This window comes from Providencia rettgeri (assembly GCF_013702265.1).
GTDB lineage: Bacteria > Pseudomonadota > Gammaproteobacteria > Enterobacterales > Enterobacteriaceae > Providencia > Providencia zhijiangensis.
This window is the reverse complement of the sequence record NZ_CP059348.1, coordinates 3,962,746-3,978,076: the sequence shown is the minus strand read 5'-3', so window position 1 is coordinate 3,978,076 and position 15,331 is coordinate 3,962,746. Positions and strand designations below refer to the sequence as shown.

General features: G+C 38.1%; 17 protein-coding genes. 7 read left to right on the top strand and 10 right to left on the bottom strand.

Annotated elements, in window-relative coordinates; genetic code table 11:
* Positions 1–73: 73 nt before the first annotated feature.
* Positions 74–1,159, bottom strand: coding sequence for a divergent polysaccharide deacetylase family protein (locus H0913_RS18395; RefSeq protein WP_181477734.1), 1,086 nt, complete (start codon positions 1,157–1,159; stop codon positions 74–76).
* Positions 1,160–1,233: 74 nt separating this feature from the next.
* Positions 1,234–2,526, bottom strand: coding sequence for a murein hydrolase activator EnvC (gene envC, locus H0913_RS18390; protein WP_036950769.1), 1,293 nt, complete (start codon positions 2,524–2,526; stop codon positions 1,234–1,236).
* A gap of 418 nt (positions 2,527–2,944) precedes the next feature.
* Here envC and H0913_RS18385 point away from each other — a divergent pair, with 418 nt between their 5' ends.
* From H0913_RS18385 to cysE, 4 genes are all read left to right on the top strand, one after another.
* The gene (locus H0913_RS18385; protein ID WP_232368854.1) at positions 2,945–3,379 is read left to right on the top strand and encodes a rhodanese-like domain-containing protein; all 435 of its coding nucleotides are present in this window, start codon (positions 2,945–2,947) and stop codon (positions 3,377–3,379) included.
* Between the two features lie 74 nt (positions 3,380–3,453).
* Positions 3,454–3,921 carry a protein-export chaperone SecB gene (secB, locus tag H0913_RS18380; protein WP_006660561.1) on the top strand — a complete coding sequence of 156 codons (468 nt, stop codon included), beginning with the start codon at positions 3,454–3,456 and terminating at the stop codon, positions 3,919–3,921.
* Between the two features lie 9 nt (positions 3,922–3,930).
* Positions 3,931–4,959, top strand: coding sequence for an NAD(P)H-dependent glycerol-3-phosphate dehydrogenase (gpsA, locus tag H0913_RS18375; protein ID WP_108479153.1), 1,029 nt, complete (start codon positions 3,931–3,933; stop codon positions 4,957–4,959).
* A gap of 23 nt (positions 4,960–4,982) precedes the next feature.
* On the top strand, positions 4,983–5,804 hold the full coding sequence (gene cysE, locus H0913_RS18370; RefSeq protein ID WP_036950776.1) for a serine O-acetyltransferase: 822 nt from the start codon (positions 4,983–4,985) through the stop codon (positions 5,802–5,804).
* A 6-nt stretch (positions 5,805–5,810) separates the two neighbouring features.
* On the opposite strand, the gene H0913_RS18365 is transcribed toward cysE, so the two are convergent.
* The 3 genes from H0913_RS18365 to trmL form a co-directional block, all read right to left on the bottom strand.
* Complete coding sequence (locus H0913_RS18365; RefSeq protein WP_181477732.1) at positions 5,811–6,071, bottom strand: Txe/YoeB family addiction module toxin; 261 nt, start codon at positions 6,069–6,071, stop codon at positions 5,811–5,813.
* On the bottom strand, positions 6,064–6,318 hold the full coding sequence (locus H0913_RS18360; protein WP_006663215.1) for a type II toxin-antitoxin system Phd/YefM family antitoxin: 255 nt from the start codon (positions 6,316–6,318) through the stop codon (positions 6,064–6,066). The genes H0913_RS18365 and H0913_RS18360 overlap by 8 nt, the downstream gene beginning before the upstream one ends.
* A gap of 103 nt (positions 6,319–6,421) precedes the next feature.
* Positions 6,422–6,925 carry a tRNA (uridine(34)/cytosine(34)/5-carboxymethylaminomethyluridine(34)-2'-O)-methyltransferase TrmL gene (gene trmL / locus H0913_RS18355; protein ID WP_006660558.1) on the bottom strand — a complete coding sequence of 168 codons (504 nt, stop codon included), beginning with the start codon at positions 6,923–6,925 and terminating at the stop codon, positions 6,422–6,424.
* A 247-nt stretch (positions 6,926–7,172) separates the two neighbouring features.
* Between trmL and H0913_RS18350 the strand changes: the two genes are divergently transcribed.
* Genes H0913_RS18350 through H0913_RS18340 form a run of 3 tightly spaced genes read left to right on the top strand, consistent with a single transcriptional unit; the run spans position 7,173 to position 9,942 of the window.
* Positions 7,173–7,532: a GtrA family protein gene (locus tag H0913_RS18350; RefSeq protein WP_181477731.1), complete on the top strand. Its 360-nt coding sequence runs from the start codon at positions 7,173–7,175 to the stop codon at positions 7,530–7,532.
* Between the two features lie 2 nt (positions 7,533–7,534).
* Positions 7,535–8,455: a glycosyltransferase family 2 protein gene (locus H0913_RS18345; RefSeq protein ID WP_181477730.1), complete on the top strand. Its 921-nt coding sequence runs from the start codon at positions 7,535–7,537 to the stop codon at positions 8,453–8,455.
* Entirely contained in the window at positions 8,452–9,942 is a 1,491-nt protein-coding gene (locus H0913_RS18340; RefSeq protein ID WP_181477729.1) for a glucosyltransferase domain-containing protein, read from the top strand. The genes H0913_RS18345 and H0913_RS18340 overlap by 4 nt, the downstream gene beginning before the upstream one ends.
* 154 nt (positions 9,943–10,096) lie before the next feature.
* Here the strand turns inward: H0913_RS18340 and galE are convergent, their stop codons facing one another.
* The 5 genes from galE to H0913_RS18315 are packed head-to-tail and all read right to left on the bottom strand — an operon-like array spanning position 10,097 to position 15,245.
* Positions 10,097–11,119 carry a UDP-glucose 4-epimerase GalE gene (gene galE, locus H0913_RS18335; protein ID WP_181477728.1) on the bottom strand — a complete coding sequence of 341 codons (1,023 nt, stop codon included), beginning with the start codon at positions 11,117–11,119 and terminating at the stop codon, positions 10,097–10,099.
* A gap of 31 nt (positions 11,120–11,150) precedes the next feature.
* The gene (locus H0913_RS18330; protein WP_181477727.1) at positions 11,151–12,098 is read right to left on the bottom strand and encodes an NAD-dependent epimerase/dehydratase family protein; all 948 of its coding nucleotides are present in this window, start codon (positions 12,096–12,098) and stop codon (positions 11,151–11,153) included.
* A 6-nt stretch (positions 12,099–12,104) separates the two neighbouring features.
* Complete coding sequence (locus H0913_RS18325; RefSeq protein ID WP_181477726.1) at positions 12,105–13,142, bottom strand: glycosyltransferase; 1,038 nt, start codon at positions 13,140–13,142, stop codon at positions 12,105–12,107.
* Positions 13,135–14,208, bottom strand: a complete 1,074-nt coding sequence (locus H0913_RS18320; protein ID WP_232368805.1) for a glycosyltransferase — start codon at positions 14,206–14,208, stop codon at positions 13,135–13,137. Before H0913_RS18320 ends, H0913_RS18325 begins: the two co-directional genes overlap by 8 nt.
* A gap of 38 nt (positions 14,209–14,246) precedes the next feature.
* Positions 14,247–15,245: an EpsG family protein gene (locus H0913_RS18315; RefSeq protein WP_232368804.1), complete on the bottom strand. Its 999-nt coding sequence runs from the start codon at positions 15,243–15,245 to the stop codon at positions 14,247–14,249.
* Positions 15,246–15,331 lie beyond the last annotated feature (86 nt).

Here is a 15,331-nt window from a genome sequence, read left to right as displayed (position 1 = left end):
CTGAATTAATTTATGAGTTTAAAGGGTTTATGGGCAAGTGCCTGTAAACCCTTTTTATTTTTAGCCTTACCTGCTATGGCATTTTCTTTTCTGTAATTAGGGGCTGTAGGGTTTTATCTTGATAAATGGCCTCGACCACAAACATGAGTAGCTCAATGCCTTGCAGGCGGGTTGATGGCAGTTCGATATCGCATATACCTAACTCTGCGGGACTGACTACGTTTTCAGGTTGCTGCTCTGCAGCATTGTTGGTCAGTTCTGGCTCTGCAAGAGTTGGCGTAGCATAATCAGAACTTGTGGTTGGTTTGGCTGATTCATGAGGTTTTACCTCTGATTTGCTTGGCGTTTTGGTCTCAGGCTTTGTCGCAGGCAGTGTTGAATTAACGCCTTCAGGTTGCATTCTGAGAGTTTTGCGTGGTTCGCCAGTTGCTGGCTGATAGCCAACCAGTGTACTGACAGGCACAAGTTCAACATCCGCAGGAACTAATGGAATAAATTTTTGTAAGGCGCGTACGGTTGATGGGTGCGGGTGACCAATAGCCACCGCGCTGCCATGTTTACGTGCGTAAGCAATGGCTTTATTCAACTGTGTACGGGTTTCTTCTTCAGATTGGTGATTATCGATAAAAATATTGCGCTTTGTAGAGGGAACACCGAATTCTTTGGCTGCATTCAACGCTTGTGTATTGCCAATCGTGACGCTATCTAAGAAAAAGAGGTTCGATTGCGACAGCGAGCGCATCACATTGCGCATTCCAGAAAGGCTGGATGTCATCTCGCTGCCCATATGGTTATTCATTCCTTTAGCGTGAGGAACTCGGCTAATGGCATTTTTGATGATGCGATCAACTTCTTCAGCACTCATCGAGGGTGTCAAAGTGTCTTTTTCAAGAGGCTGTTTACTCAATGGTTTCATGGGCATATGGATTAAAATATCCCGCCCTTGCTGATAGGCCGTGGCCGCAACTTCAGCACCATGAGGTGAGTTAGGTAAAATAGCAATGCTAATGGCCGCCGGTAACGCTAGGATTTGATTATCTTCTTTAGCTCGGTAACCGAAATCATCAATGACAATAGCGAGTTTGGCGGCACTCGCCTGAGAGCTGACCATGATAAGGAGCAGGCTAATCAGTAATTTCATCGGCGAGTGTCTTAACATAATTATTTTCCTAACGTTTTGTAGCTTAGCTTTTGAAAATCTAGCGTTTATAGGCAGTACGAAAGACGATTGTGCTACCTTCCTAGCCATGGGCGAGGGTTGACGGTCTTACCTTGTCGGCGAATTTCAAAGTAAAGTGCAGGGCGTTCTTGACCGCCACTACTGCCCACTAAGGCAATTGGCTGCCCTGCGCGAACTTCTTGTCCCACATTCACCAGCGCACTTTGGTTATAGCCATACAGGCTCATATCCCCTTTACCATGCTCAACGACAACAACCAAGCCATAGCCCTGAAGCCAGTCAGCGAGTAACACTCGACCATCCGCAATAGCCTTAACTTGGGTGCCTTCATTTGCGGCGATCACCATCCCTTTCCAACGCAATTCGCTGGAGATCACATCCCCATAATTATGTAGGGTGGAACCGCGTACCGGCCAGATAGCTTGACCTGCAGGACGGCCTAAACCGCCCGTTCGAGACATAAGTGATTGCTCACTTTCAGATGGCTTATACGTGGCGCCCTTTTGTTTGGCTTTTCGTTCTTTCTCAGCAACTTGAGCGCGAATACGTGCAGCCTCACGGGCTTCACGTTCAGCGCGTGCTTTAGCTTCGCGTTCTGCTTTAGCAATTTTGTCGCGTAATCTGGCTTCGTTCTGCTTTAAGACCGCGAGGTTTTTTTGATCTTCTTTTAATGAGCTTTCTAATACGGTTAAGGTTTTTTGTCGTGAAGCTTGCGCATTATCGAGCTTTTGCTTTTCTTGTTGTTGGCGTGTGAGCGTTGTTTTTTGCTCAGCTTGTTTTTTTTGTTCTAATTGTTTCTGCTCGTGTAGCTCTTTAGTGGTTTCTTCCAGATCAAGAATGTTCTTTTCACGGGCTTGGTTGAGGTAGCCATAATAAGCAAGAATTCGTTCTTCCCGTTGACCTTCTTCACCCTTTAAGAGTAGTGATAAACCTTGGTGTTTACCAAGTCGGAATGCGGCATCTAGCTGCTCAGCAAGCAGTTTTTCTTGTTCATTTTTTTTCTTTTGCAGCCGACTGATATTGCTAGATAAGGCGGATATCTCTTTATCTAGCTGTTTTAATTGGTTTTGTGTTAGGTGCAAGTCACGGCTTGCTGCAGAAATACTTTGTTCTTGCTCTTTGAGCTGCTGAAGGAGATTACTTTTTTTAGTTTGCTGTTCTTTAACGCTTTTTTCTTTTTCAGCAATGCTTTTTAGCAGGTCATTTAATTGACCTTTATTTTCGGTGATCTGATTCGCGAGCGCGACGTGAGAAGGCGCCAAAGTGAATAACCCCAAACCAAGCAGGGCAGGGATCATTGCCTGACGAACAAAAAATGTCTTTATTCGATGGGATGTATGGGCCATTGTGATAGATCACCTCAATTAAATGCAATATCTGATTATTTCATCTGCAAGTCGTGCTTTCCAGTGTTCTCTTAAAAATAGTCACAAAAACGCTTAAAAATTAAGAATATTGCTATTATTCCATTTGATACTAAGTCAAATTATAGGCGTATTATCACTGAATTTTACTGTTTATACTCTATTTAGATGGGAATTAATTTAGCGTCAAAGTCTAGTCTGAGCATGTTTATGTTAAAATGCCTGCGTACAGCTTTGAGAAAAAAATTCTTTTTTCAGTAAAAAGGTGTTAACTCTGCGAGTGTTTTCGCAAAAAAGACATTCTAGTTTGCGCTAACTGGCTGTAATTAGCTCAGCACAAAGGTATACTCTGAACCCTTTGATATTCGTTTTTAACTAACGGGAGTAATTGCCCCCCATGATCCAAGAAATCATGCAATTTGTCGGTCGTAACACGTTTGTTAGTCTGACTTGGATAGTGTTATTTGTTGCCGTGGTCGTGATGACCTTCAGAAGCCTATTCTCTAAAACTAAAGTCATTGCCCGCACTCAAGCGATTACAATGATCAATAAAGAAGAAGCAGTTGTTGTGGACTTACGTACTCGCGAAGAGTTCCGCAAAGGGCATATTATTGATTCTATTAACTTAACACCATCTGAAATTAAAGATAATAATTTGGGTGAGCTGGAAAAACATAAACAGAAATCTGTGATTATGGTTTCTGCAAGTGGAATGGAAGCAGCTAAACCTGCTGAACAGCTTGCTCATCATGGCTTTGAAAAAGTCTTTGTCCTGAAAGAAGGGATCGCTGGTTGGGCGGGTGAAAACCTACCACTGGCTCGTGGTAAGAAGTAATTATCCGGCACTGTAAAAATGTGCCGGCAACTGAATATATCTCGAAACTCTAATATGGAAGTAAGGTAATTATTATGTCAGAACAAAACAACTCAGAAATGGTATTTCAAATTCAACGTATCTACGCAAAAGACGTTTCATTTGAAGCACCTAATGCACCTCAAATCTTTCAAAAAGAGTGGCAGCCAGAGATCAAATTAGATTTAGATACTTCTTCAACTCAGCTAGCTGAAGGCGTATATGAGGTTGTTCTGCGTGTGACAACTACCGCAACTCTGGGCGAAGAAACTGCATTTCTGTGTGAAGTTCAACAAGCGGGTGTGTTCTCCATTGATGGCATCGAAGGCACTCAAATGGCACATTGCTTAGGTGCATATTGCCCGAATATCCTGTTCCCATATGCGCGTGAAACTATCACGAACATGGTGGGTCGTGGTACTTTCCCACAATTGAACTTAGCGCCAGTTAACTTTGATGCACTGTTCATGAATTACTTACAGCAGCAACAAGGTGAACAAGCGCAGAACCCTGAAGTTCAATAAGGTCGCTTAATGAATACTGCTTCAATGACAGTGATCGGTGCCGGCTCGTACGGCACCGCTTTAGCCATTACTCTTGCACGTAATGGTCATCAGGTGGTGTTGTGGGGGCATGACCCAGCACACATCCGTAAATTAAACCAAGAACGTAGCAATCAAGCGTTTTTACCTGGTGTTTCTTTCCCTGATAGTTTATCTCTCGAAACGGACTTAAAAAGCGCCGTTGAAGCGAGCCTGAATATCTTGATTGTGGTACCTAGCCATGTATTTGGTGATGTGCTCAAGCAAATCAAACCGTATCTAAAAGCGGGCTCCCGCATTATTTGGGCAACCAAAGGGTTAGAGAGAGATACCGGACGTTTGTTGCAAGATGTAGCGCGTGAGGTATTAGGAAACGAAATTCCTCTGGCGGTGCTTTCTGGGCCAACTTTCGCCAAAGAGCTTGCAGCCGGTCTCCCTACGGCTATTTCAGTCGCCGCATCCGATAGCCAATTTGGTGATGATTTACAAAAATTATTCCATTGCGGTAAAAGTTTCCGTGTCTATAAAAACCCTGACATGATTGGTGTGCAACTTGGTGGCGCAGTGAAAAACGTCATTGCGATTGGCGCTGGGATCTCCGATGGTATGGGCTTCGGCGCAAACGCACGTACAGCGTTGATCACTCGTGGGTTAGCCGAAATGAGCCGCTTAGGTGTATCACTGGGCGCTGATCCATCCACATTTATGGGTATGGCAGGACTTGGCGACCTAGTGTTAACCTGCACTGACAACCAATCCCGTAACCGCCGTTTCGGTATGATGCTGGGAAATGGTGTCAGTGTGGAAGAGGCGGAAAAAGAGATTGGGCAAGTGGTTGAAGGTTATCGCAATACCAAAGAGGTGAAAGCCCTTGCGGAGCGTGCCGGTGTTGAAATGCCAATCACGGAACAGATTTATCAAATTCTCTACTGCAATAAAAATGTGTTAGAAGCCTCCCAAGCCTTGCTCGGGCGCGCAACTAAAGATGAAATTGCAGATATGCCTAAATTACCAAGCTAATAATAATATAGAAGAGAGCCATTATGTCGCGTGAAGAACTGGATAGAATTTGGGGTTACATTAAGGAAGAAGCCAAGGCGCTTGCTGACTGTGAGCCTTTACTTGCCAGTTTTTTTAACGCGACATTACTGAAGCATGACAACCTCGGTAGTGCACTTAGCTATATGTTGGCGAATAAGTTGAGTTCGCCAATTATGCCCGCAATGGAAGTCCGCGAAATTGTGGAAGAAGCCTATCGTAATGATGAGCAGATGATTTTTTCTGCGGCGATGGATCTTTCTGCTGTCCGTTTACGTGACCCTGCGGTTGATAAATATTCTACGCCACTGCTGTATTTGAAGGGTTTTCACGCCCTACAAGCCTATCGTATTGGGCATTGGTTATGGGGTGAAGGGCGTAAAGCGTTGGCCGTTTACCTGCAAAACCAAATTTCGGTCTCTTTTGGGGTCGATATTCACCCTGCTGCCCGTATTGGCTGCGGGATCATGCTCGACCACGCGACGGGGATCGTTATTGGTGAGACGGCGATTGTCGAAAATGATGTGTCTATTCTTCAGTCTGTTACGCTAGGCGGTACCGGTAAAACCTGTGGCGACCGTCATCCTAAAGTACGTGAAGGGGTGATGATTGGCGCTGGCGCTAAAATTCTGGGCAATATTGAAATTGGTCGCGGCGCAAAAATTGGTGCGGGCTCCGTGGTGTTGCACCCTGTTCCTCCTCATACCACAGTGGCGGGAGTTCCTGCGCGTATTGTCGGTAAGCCAACAAGCGATAAACCATCACTGGAGATGGATCAAAACTTTAATGGTAACGTTGATGGTTTTGAAGGCGGGGATGGGATTTAAATAAAGTTAGTAATGATAGCGACAGGCAATGATGACTAGTGCGGTATTTTCGATTGCATAAACTAGCCTATTCGTTTCATCTATTCTACGAGACCAGAAGCCAGCTAAGTTTTCTTTTAGTGGCTCTGGTTTACCTATACCGCTGAATGGCGTTCTTTTTGTGTCTTCAATGAGTTTATTGATCCGCTTTAATGTCTTTTTATCTTGGCTTTGCCAGTATAGATAATCATCCCAAGCTTGATCCGTCCATGTTAGAAGTCTACTCATTGATTAGCTTTCTCTCTGAAATCTTACCCGCTTTAAATTGCTCGATGGACTTGTTGAGATGCTCTGCATTTGCAGGAGAGCGCAATAGATAGATGGTTTCCATTAAACTATTGTAGTATTCCAAGGACATAACTACAGCCGCTTCAGAATCACGGCGGGTTATAATCGTCGTATCCATATCATCAACAACTCTATCAAGCACGGCTTTCAAATTGCTTCTCGCATCACTAAAGGAAATGGTTTTCATTGTATGATACCTATTTTGTACTATTTATTGTACAAGTCTAGCAGCAACTTAAATGATGTTCAAGATTTGTTCTAAATCAAGCCTGCGGCATAAGCAAACTAAACTAATCTTTCAGCAGTGCACCTGGATACCCAAGCTGGCGCCAAGTTTCGAAAACCACAACGGCGACCGAGTTAGACAGGTTCATACTGCGGCTTTCAGCCAGCATCGGGATACGAATTTTCTGCTCGATTGGCATATTGTCGAGAACATACGGCGGTAGGCCGCGGGTTTCTGGTCCAAACATCAAATAATCATCTTCCCGATAGCTCACATTGCTGTGGCTCGGCTTACCTTTGGTGGTTAACGCAAACACACGAGCGCCTGTTGGCGATTGATTATTATCAGGATTTAACCCTTCACTTTCTAAGAATGCGTAATAGTCATGATGATGTTTGATATCCGCAAACTCGCTGTAATCTAGCCCTGCACGGCGTAAGCGTTTGTCATCCCAAGTAAAACCGAGGGGATGGATCAGGTGCAGACTAAAGCCTGTATTGGCGCATAAGCGGATGATATTCCCAGTATTGGGTGGGATTTCAGGTTCGAATAAAACAATATGTGGCATAACGTTAACGGCTATTGGTCGGGATGAAAAAAGATGATGCAGAGTTTACGCGCAAATTTGGAAAGATGCACCAATTGCGTGGGGGTGGGGGCAATAGGGGGAAAATTGAGGGCGTAAAAAAGCGAGCAGGTGGCTCGATAGAGAGGACGTTTTTAATTAGATGACTATGATGTTGCTGAGTAAACAATGTGCTATTGGTACAAATTAATTAATGTTAAACTATGAAAATTAGTTATTAATAGGTTAGGTGATTCGATTGTTTTTACGATATTTTTCTGTTGGTCTTGTCAATACTGCTATACATTGGCTCATATTTACGATACTTGTTTATTCTATATTTATGGCGCAAGCAACTGCTAACTTGATTGCTTTTCTTAGCGCAGTAACTTTTTCGTTTTTTGTTAATGCAAAATTTACATTTAATAAGAAAGCTACGGGTGGAAGATATATTGCTTTTGTGGTATTCATGGGAGTATTAAGTTATTTAACGGGATACTTTTCCGATAGATTCAATATTATCCCGACAGTTACACTGATTCTATTCTCTACAATTAGTCTTGTCTTGGGTTTTTTATACTCAAAATATTTTGTTTTTAAAGGAATATAGTAATGAGGATTTCTTTAGTGGTTCCTGTCTTTAATGAAGAGGATGCAATTCCTCTTTTTTACAAGGCTGTCCGTGAGCATGAAGAATTAATAAAATACGAAGTAGAAATAGTATTCATTAATGATGGCAGTAAGGATGCAACTGAAAGTATCATTAATGCATTAGCTATTGCTGATGGCTTAGTGAAGCCACTTAGCTTTACTCGAAACTTTGGTAAAGAGCCCGCATTATTTGCAGGATTAGAGCATGCAACAGGGGAGGCTATCATTCCTATTGATGTTGATCTTCAAGACCCTATTTGTATTATCCCTTTGCTTATTGAAAAATGGCAGCAGGGCGCTGATGTTGTGCTTGCGAAAAGAACTGACCGATCAACAGATGGGTGGTTAAAACGTAAAACAGCAGATTGGTTCTACAAGCTACATAATAAAATCAGTACACCTAAGATTGAAGATAATGTTGGTGATTTTCGACTCATGTCTCGTGAGACGGTAGAGAATATTAGACTACTGCCAGAACGAAATTTGTTTATGAAAGGTGTACTATCTTGGGTTGGTGGTAAGGTCGATATTGTGGAATATACCAGAGCAGAACGGTCAGCTGGTGAATCAAAATTCAATGGCTGGAAGCTATGGAATCTCGCTCTTGAAGGAATAACCAGTTTTTCTACATTTCCATTGAGAGTATGGACATATGTTGGCTTGTTTGTTGCTAGCCTTTCATTTGTATATGGAGGTTGGATGATTTTTGATAAGCTTATTTGGGGAAATCCAGTCCCAGGTTATCCATCATTACTAGTTTCTATCTTATTTCTTGGTGGAGTTCAGCTTATTGGGATTGGGGTTCTTGGTGAATATATTGGTAGAATTTATATAGAAAGTAAAAAAAGACCTAAATACTTATTAAAGGCAACTAAAAAATGATCTTAGAAATAAATTTTCAAAAAAGCATTCGATATTATTTATTACTTTTAATCTTATTGGTTTTCCCGATTATATTAGCTAATGTGTATTACATTGATGATTTAACTAGGGCTACTCATGGATATACGTTTTGGGGCATAGATGGAAGGCCTATGTCCGATATTGCAATGATTTTATTCAATTTTAATGGGCATCTATCTGACCTTGCACCTCTTCCACTTTTAACGAGCTGTGTTATGCTTGCAATATCATTTTCAATATTCAGGTGGAAATTTCTTGATGATTCATTGAAGTCATTTATTATTCCTATTTCATTTCTTTTTTCGCCATTTATTTTTGAGCCACTAACATATAGATTCGACTCTCTTACAATAACTTTTTCTATATTTTTTTGTTTTTTATTTTTATTTATTGAATTGAAAAATAAAATCATTGAGCTTATTTTAAGTGGCGCTGCAATTTGTTTTGTTTATAGTTTTTATCAACCATCAATAAATATAGCTGCTATATTTATCTCTATTTATTTTTTTTATTTATTAACGAAAGATATACAAGCATATGAGATTATAAAGAAGGTATCGGTAAAACTACTGTCACTTATATTTGGCACTATTGTTTATATGTTAATTATTCTACCATCAACACATGTTAATGATAATGCATCTCATCACCCTGGTATATCGAATAGTATCATGGATACTATATTAAATAATGCAAATACTTATTATATTTTTTTTGAGAGAAATATAATTGCAGAAAATGGAAAGTGGCTAATCATTGCATTTGTATCTATAAATATAGTGTCATCAATAATTATCTCTACTAAATATCACATAAGAAACATTTCAAATTCGAATAAATATGTTATGCTTTCAATTTTGATATTGTCAATTATCGTTCCATTCCTAAGTATTATAGCATCTATGGGGTCGTTGTTGTTTTTATCTAATTCATTGGAAACATTTGCGAGAGTCTACATAGGAATTAATGCATATTTTTTATTAACAATATTTTTATTGTATAAGGCAGTGAAATTAAAAACCATCCCCATGATAATATCAATAATATCTACTTTTTATATATTCACATTTGTATATTCATATGGAAACTCTTTGAATATGCAAAATGATATGAATAAAAATGTTGCTATTGAGTTTAAGGATGCGACTAAAAATATTAAAAACGAAAGTGTGAAAGTTATTTTTAATGGAGAATCACCTAAGTCACCAGTTTTCTCTAATTCATCTTTAAATTATCCATTACTAAAAACAATAGTTGTTGATTATTATTATAACTGGCTTGGTCCTTTTAGATATATGGACTTGTATGGAATAAAACAAATATATCCAGGTGTGATACAGGGAGAGTTAATTGATTATAAAAATAACTTTTGTGAATTTGAGAAAATTTACAAATCACAAACATTTAGTATTTATAAGAAAGATGATTATTTAATTGTCGATTTTTCAAATAAAGAATGTAAATAATAGTACTAAGATTTGTTTATATCCCCTATCGGATAGGGGATATAAAAAACAATTCTAATAATGCTTTTTTAGAGATTGATTTAGTTAAAAAAATTAATCTGGAAGTGGACTGTGAATACTGTCAGTTAGTCTAGAAAATCATATATAGCTGCGGTTATTTATAACCGTTAGGGTTTTTAGACTGCCAGCGCCAGCTGTCATCAACCATATCTTGTACGGAATATTGTGCTTTCCAACCTAAATCACTCAATGCTTTTTCAGGACTAGACCAACATTCAGCAATATCACCAGATCTTCTCGCAACAATTTTATATGGAATTGGCTTATTCGTTGCTTTTTCAAAGGCAGCAATCATTTCTAAAACACTCGTGCCTTTACCTGTGCCAAGATTATAAAGATGTAATCCTGATTTTTGGCTGGTATGGGTCAGTGTAGCAATATGACCATCCGCTAAATCCATAACATGGATATAATCACGCACACCCGTTCCATCAGGAGTTGGGTAGTCATCTCCAAATACCATCACTTCTTTATGGCGACCAACAGCAACTTGAGCAATATAAGGCGTTAAGTTATTTGGGATACCTTGAGGGTCTTCACCAATTAGTCCAGATTGATGAGCACCAACGGGGTTGAAGTAGCGTAACAAGGTAATTGACCATTCATTTTTTGCGATATGTAAATCAGTTAGGACCCGCTCTACCATATACTTACTGGTGCCGTATGGATTAGTGGTTCCACCAACTTTTGAATTTTCGGTCAGTGGTACTTCTTCTGGGTCGCCATATACTGTCGCCGAGGAGCTAAAAATTAAGCTTTTGACCCCTGCTTGCTGCATACTTTGTACTAAAACCAAGGTGCCATTGACATTCACATCATAGTACTCAATTGGCTTTTCAACAGACTCACCAACCGCTTTTAGACCCGCAAAGTGAATGACTGAGCTAATGGAATGCTGGGCAAAAATGGTATCCAAAATGGCCTTATTACGCACATCCCCTTGGTAGAACGTCGGTTTAGTTCCCGTGATGTTTTCGATGCGATTAAGCACTTCAAGATTGGCATTATGTAGGTTATCCAAAATAATCGGTTGAATACCTTGTTGGATCATTTGTACACAGGTATGGCTACCGATATAGCCAAGACCGCCGGTGACTAAAACGCTGGAGGTGTTCATGGTTGAGTCCTATTTACAAACTTTTCTGAATTTATTTAAACTCGTATTGAACGGTATTCGCGATACCTTGTTCCAAAGTCACTGGCGGAACAAAAGAGGTATTTCCAATATAGTTTGATTTAAATTGTGTACGAGCACAGAATTTTTTCACACGAATACTACTCACTGGGAATTCTTTGCCCGTCAGTTTAGAAAGCACGTCAAAACAGTAGCCACCTAAAATCCCAACTGGATATGGAATGCGGATATTAGATTTTGGCTTATTAAGGGCACCACAAATGACCGTTGTTAATTCGTTCATCGTAAAATCAGGCTTATCGATGTAATTGAATACATGCTTTCCTTCAGTGAAGGTGGTTGCGAATGTAATAAACGCTGCAATATTTTCTACATAGGCCATTGATTTTTGGTTATTACCAGAACCGATCATTAAGAATCGACCAGACGCAATTTGACGGAATAGGTTATAAACGTTACCACGGTTATTTTCACCAAATACAACGGTTGGACGAATCGTGACTAAGACGTTGTTCGCAGATTTTGCCTGCCATGCATCGTAAACGTATTCAGCTTCTAACTTAGATTTACCATAGTGGTTAAATGGATGATATTCGCCATCTTCCCCGGTTTCTTTTTCAACGAAGCCATAAACAGCAACCGATGAAGTGAAAACAATATGTTTGATACCCAATTTTTCAGCGACATTACAGACGTTTTTGGCACCATCAACGTTCACTTCATAGTAAAGGCTAATAGGGTGAACGTTATCTTTATGTTTTGCTGATAGGTTGATAATAACGTCACTACCTTTCAGTGGGTCAATAAGCGTTTCTGGTTTGGTGACATCGCCAAATTCCCATTTTTCAGGATGAGCTTCACTTTTTTCAATATCAACAATTTTGAAATCGATATTTTGAGATTTTAATTGGTTTGACAGACGTGTTCCGATAAAACCGGAACCACCGATGATAGTTAGCATTAATTATTATCCTTGAATTAATTTGATGTATTCATGTGCGACAGATTCAATATTAAATTGATGCCGCGTATTTTGTGCACAATCATAATAGGCTAAGTAATTTTCTGATATTTCTGTCAATGCCTTGAGTAAGCTGTCCAGATCATTATTCACTAATAATCCATTACTCTTATTATCGGAGGGATATATAAGTTCAGAACATCCACCGACATTACTTAAGATTAATGGTAAGCCGGCGGAACCTGCTTCTATGGCTGACATTGGTAATCCTTCGCTGTCGGAACAAAGAACGAAGATGTCAAAATCATAATAAGCATCAAAATTATTAATTTCGCCTAAGAAGAATATATTTTTATGTTTATCGGAATATTGTGATTTCAAATTTTCGAGTAGAGGCCCATCACCAACCAAATAAAAATCTACAGATGGTGATTTTTTTGCTGCTTCAATAAATAAATCAGCTCGTTTAGGATGTACCATTCTCCCTACAAAAAGAGCTTTTAACCTATTATTTACTTTTTCTTTTCTTCTTAGCGGAGAAATTCTATTTTTTATAACAGAAATTTTATTTTTACTGATTCCGATGATATTAATGGCATTTTTTTTATCTTGCTCGGAAACACAAAGAATTGTATTTGAAATCATTGATAATGACTTTTCAATCCAACAAAAAATATTTTTAAATCTTCCGCCGTTATATATGCAGGACCAACCATGGGAGACATATATATGATTGTGAGGTTTTAATAATTTAGCTAAACGAGCATATAGACCAGCATTAGCTGAGTTTGAAATAACAGTGTCAATATTATTGTTTTTGAGAATGCTTGATATTTTAAAGATACAAGATGGTTTTTTGGTACTTGCCAATTCAGGAAGAATGAATGTATTTTCAATTGGGAAGTAATTTGTTAACCAGCCCTTTTCCGATGTTATTAAATATACATCAAGGGTGGGTTTTAATATGTTATATAACTCTAGTACCCATGTTTGAGCACCACCGATTTCAGATTTTGTGATAACAATAGCTATTTTTTTATTCATGTTTTTTTAGAAGGTGAGTATAGAGATTTAACCATTCTTGACTAGTTTTTTCGAGAGAAAAGGTATCTACAATATGTTTGCGGGCTTGTGAACCTAGAACTTTTTTCTCATGGTTAGGTAAGGCTAAATATTGAGTCATTGCAGATGTTAATGCTGGTACATCTTTAGGGGGAATAACTACTCCATATTTATCGATAACTTCTTTAACACCACCTGAATTTGTTCCGATAACTAAACGTTCGCAAGCCATTGCTTCGGCAACGACTAACCCAAATCCTTCCCAAGCAGAAGACAATACAAATAGATCACAGGCAGACATCCAATCCTGTACATCATGTCGGATTCCCAACCATATAACATTTTCAGATATGTTTAGGTTGTATGCTATTTGCTGTAAATTTTCTTTTTCTTCACCATCACCAATAATCACTAACTTAGGGTTTTTAGGTGAATTTAGGTTTGCAAAGGCATGTAATAAATTGGGGTAGTCTTTAGCTTCAGTTAATCTACCAACTGCCAATATGAGAGGGGTTTCATTATCTAAATTCAGTTCGTCACGTATTTTTTTTCTAATGATATCATTATAAGAAAAAACATTTGTATCTATACCATTATAAATAGGAATCATTCGACCTGGTTTGGTTGCTTTTTTCTCAATAAAAGCATCAACAGCTTCTTGGCTAACATTGGTGGATATTGTTGCCAATCTATCGGTGATTCGATAGAGGAACATTCTCAATTTCCCTCCTTCATTTTTACTATGCGCTGTACATATTAATACTGGTATTTTTATAAATAGACGGAGTAAGCGAGAAAATATATTGGCGTGAACCATATGGCTGTGAACAATGTCTGGCCGTTCATTTTTTATTATATTTTTTAGTTTCCTCATTGATGTTAAAAAACTAAGAATATCTTTTTTCATATTTAGAGATATTATTTCAATACCTTTACCTTTGGGAACTATGAAAATTTCCCCATCTGAAATACTAATAATTGTAATTCTATGGCCTTGCTGGGATAGTTTATCTGCAAGTGAACATACTTGTTTTTCAGCACCACCCATGCCTAATCCGGTGACTATGAATAATAATTTCAGATTGTTCATTTATTACCAACTACTTGTTTGGATAAAATAATTTCAGAGTGTATTTGGAGATAATTATCATCAAATAATTCAAAAAAATGTAGGTCTAAATTGTCGAATTTTATAGGAGCTAAGTCATTTCGAAAGTATGAAAGGAAATTCAAAGAAACAAACAGGGAAAAATAGCTAAAAATTATTATCTTTTTTGCTCTTTGTGACTTTTTGTTTTTTCCATATGTGTGATTGTGACTTGATGCAAGATAAATTATTATGAAAATAAAATAAAAAGAAAAACGATTGAAAAATAGAACCATTCCACTAAATGTTAAAATGGTAGCACCGACAAAAATAATTCGTAAAAATAGCTTGTTATCATTCGCCTCTAATTCCTCACTTGTCAATATATATGTGACAATAAAGGTAAGAGTAAATAAATTTTGCCATCCCATCTGAATTGTTATTGGGTTTTTTTCTAAATAATATGATAGCTTAATAAAGATAAAATTTAAATCCCCTAAGGTAAATAATAGGTGATGACCATTTATTAATAAGATAATAATAAATAAAACCGACAGAATGCTTGATAGAATAAATAAATGCTGTTTTTTTATTCTACAAAGCAAAATTACAGGGAGAAGAATAAGTGCAGAAGCATGAAATAAAGCGGCAAAGATCACACGGAAGGACAATTTCTTTAATGAGCTATTTTTTTGATATTCAATTATGCTAGGAAAGACTATTAGACAAGCCAAAAATTGTCTCAGTTGTTCTAATATTAATGTATGTCCACAAACAATGATCAATATAGCAATAAAAAATGGTTCATTAGCTTTGTACTTAGAAAGTGAAGATAAAAGAATACCGAAAGCGATTGAATAAAAATAAACTATAGTTAATCCGAAATTTTCGGAACTAAAAAATAATAAAATTTTGAAAAAAATGACAAACCCAGGCTCAAAGGATGAAAATGCTTCTTCATTACTTTTAAATTTCCCAAAATAAATAGCCCAGTCCATGCCATTAAAATAAAAAAATGAGAATGAAAAAATCAGCCATATATAAATAATAGTTCTTACCATTATTTTTGAATTAAAATTAAACC

Excerpts from the sequence above, each read along its gene's own strand:
- H0913_RS18395 (WP_181477734.1), bottom strand. The coding sequence starts at position 1,159 with ATGTTAAGACACTCGCCGATGAAATTACTGATTAGCCTGCTCCTTATC.
- envC (WP_036950769.1), bottom strand. The coding sequence starts at position 2,526 with ATGGCCCATACATCCCATCGAATAAAGACATTTTTTGTTCGTCAGGCA.
- secB (WP_006660561.1), top strand. The coding sequence starts at position 3,454 with ATGTCAGAACAAAACAACTCAGAAATGGTATTTCAAATTCAACGTATC.
- gpsA (WP_108479153.1), top strand. The coding sequence starts at position 3,931 with ATGAATACTGCTTCAATGACAGTGATCGGTGCCGGCTCGTACGGCACC.
- cysE (WP_036950776.1), top strand. The coding sequence starts at position 4,983 with ATGTCGCGTGAAGAACTGGATAGAATTTGGGGTTACATTAAGGAAGAA.
- H0913_RS18365 (WP_181477732.1), bottom strand. The coding sequence starts at position 6,071 with ATGAGTAGACTTCTAACATGGACGGATCAAGCTTGGGATGATTATCTA.
- H0913_RS18360 (WP_006663215.1), bottom strand. The coding sequence starts at position 6,318 with ATGAAAACCATTTCCTTTAGTGATGCGAGAAGCAATTTGAAAGCCGTG.
- trmL (WP_006660558.1), bottom strand. The coding sequence starts at position 6,925 with ATGCCACATATTGTTTTATTCGAACCTGAAATCCCACCCAATACTGGG.
- H0913_RS18345 (WP_181477730.1), top strand. The coding sequence starts at position 7,535 with ATGAGGATTTCTTTAGTGGTTCCTGTCTTTAATGAAGAGGATGCAATT.
- H0913_RS18340 (WP_181477729.1), top strand. The coding sequence starts at position 8,452 with ATGATCTTAGAAATAAATTTTCAAAAAAGCATTCGATATTATTTATTA.
- galE (WP_181477728.1), bottom strand. The coding sequence starts at position 11,119 with ATGAACACCTCCAGCGTTTTAGTCACCGGCGGTCTTGGCTATATCGGT.
- H0913_RS18330 (WP_181477727.1), bottom strand. The coding sequence starts at position 12,098 with ATGCTAACTATCATCGGTGGTTCCGGTTTTATCGGAACACGTCTGTCA.
- H0913_RS18325 (WP_181477726.1), bottom strand. The coding sequence starts at position 13,142 with ATGAATAAAAAAATAGCTATTGTTATCACAAAATCTGAAATCGGTGGT.
- H0913_RS18320 (WP_232368805.1), bottom strand. The coding sequence starts at position 14,208 with ATGGGTGGTGCTGAAAAACAAGTATGTTCACTTGCAGATAAACTATCC.
- H0913_RS18315 (WP_232368804.1), bottom strand. The coding sequence starts at position 15,245 with ATGGACTGGGCTATTTATTTTGGGAAATTTAAAAGTAATGAAGAAGCA.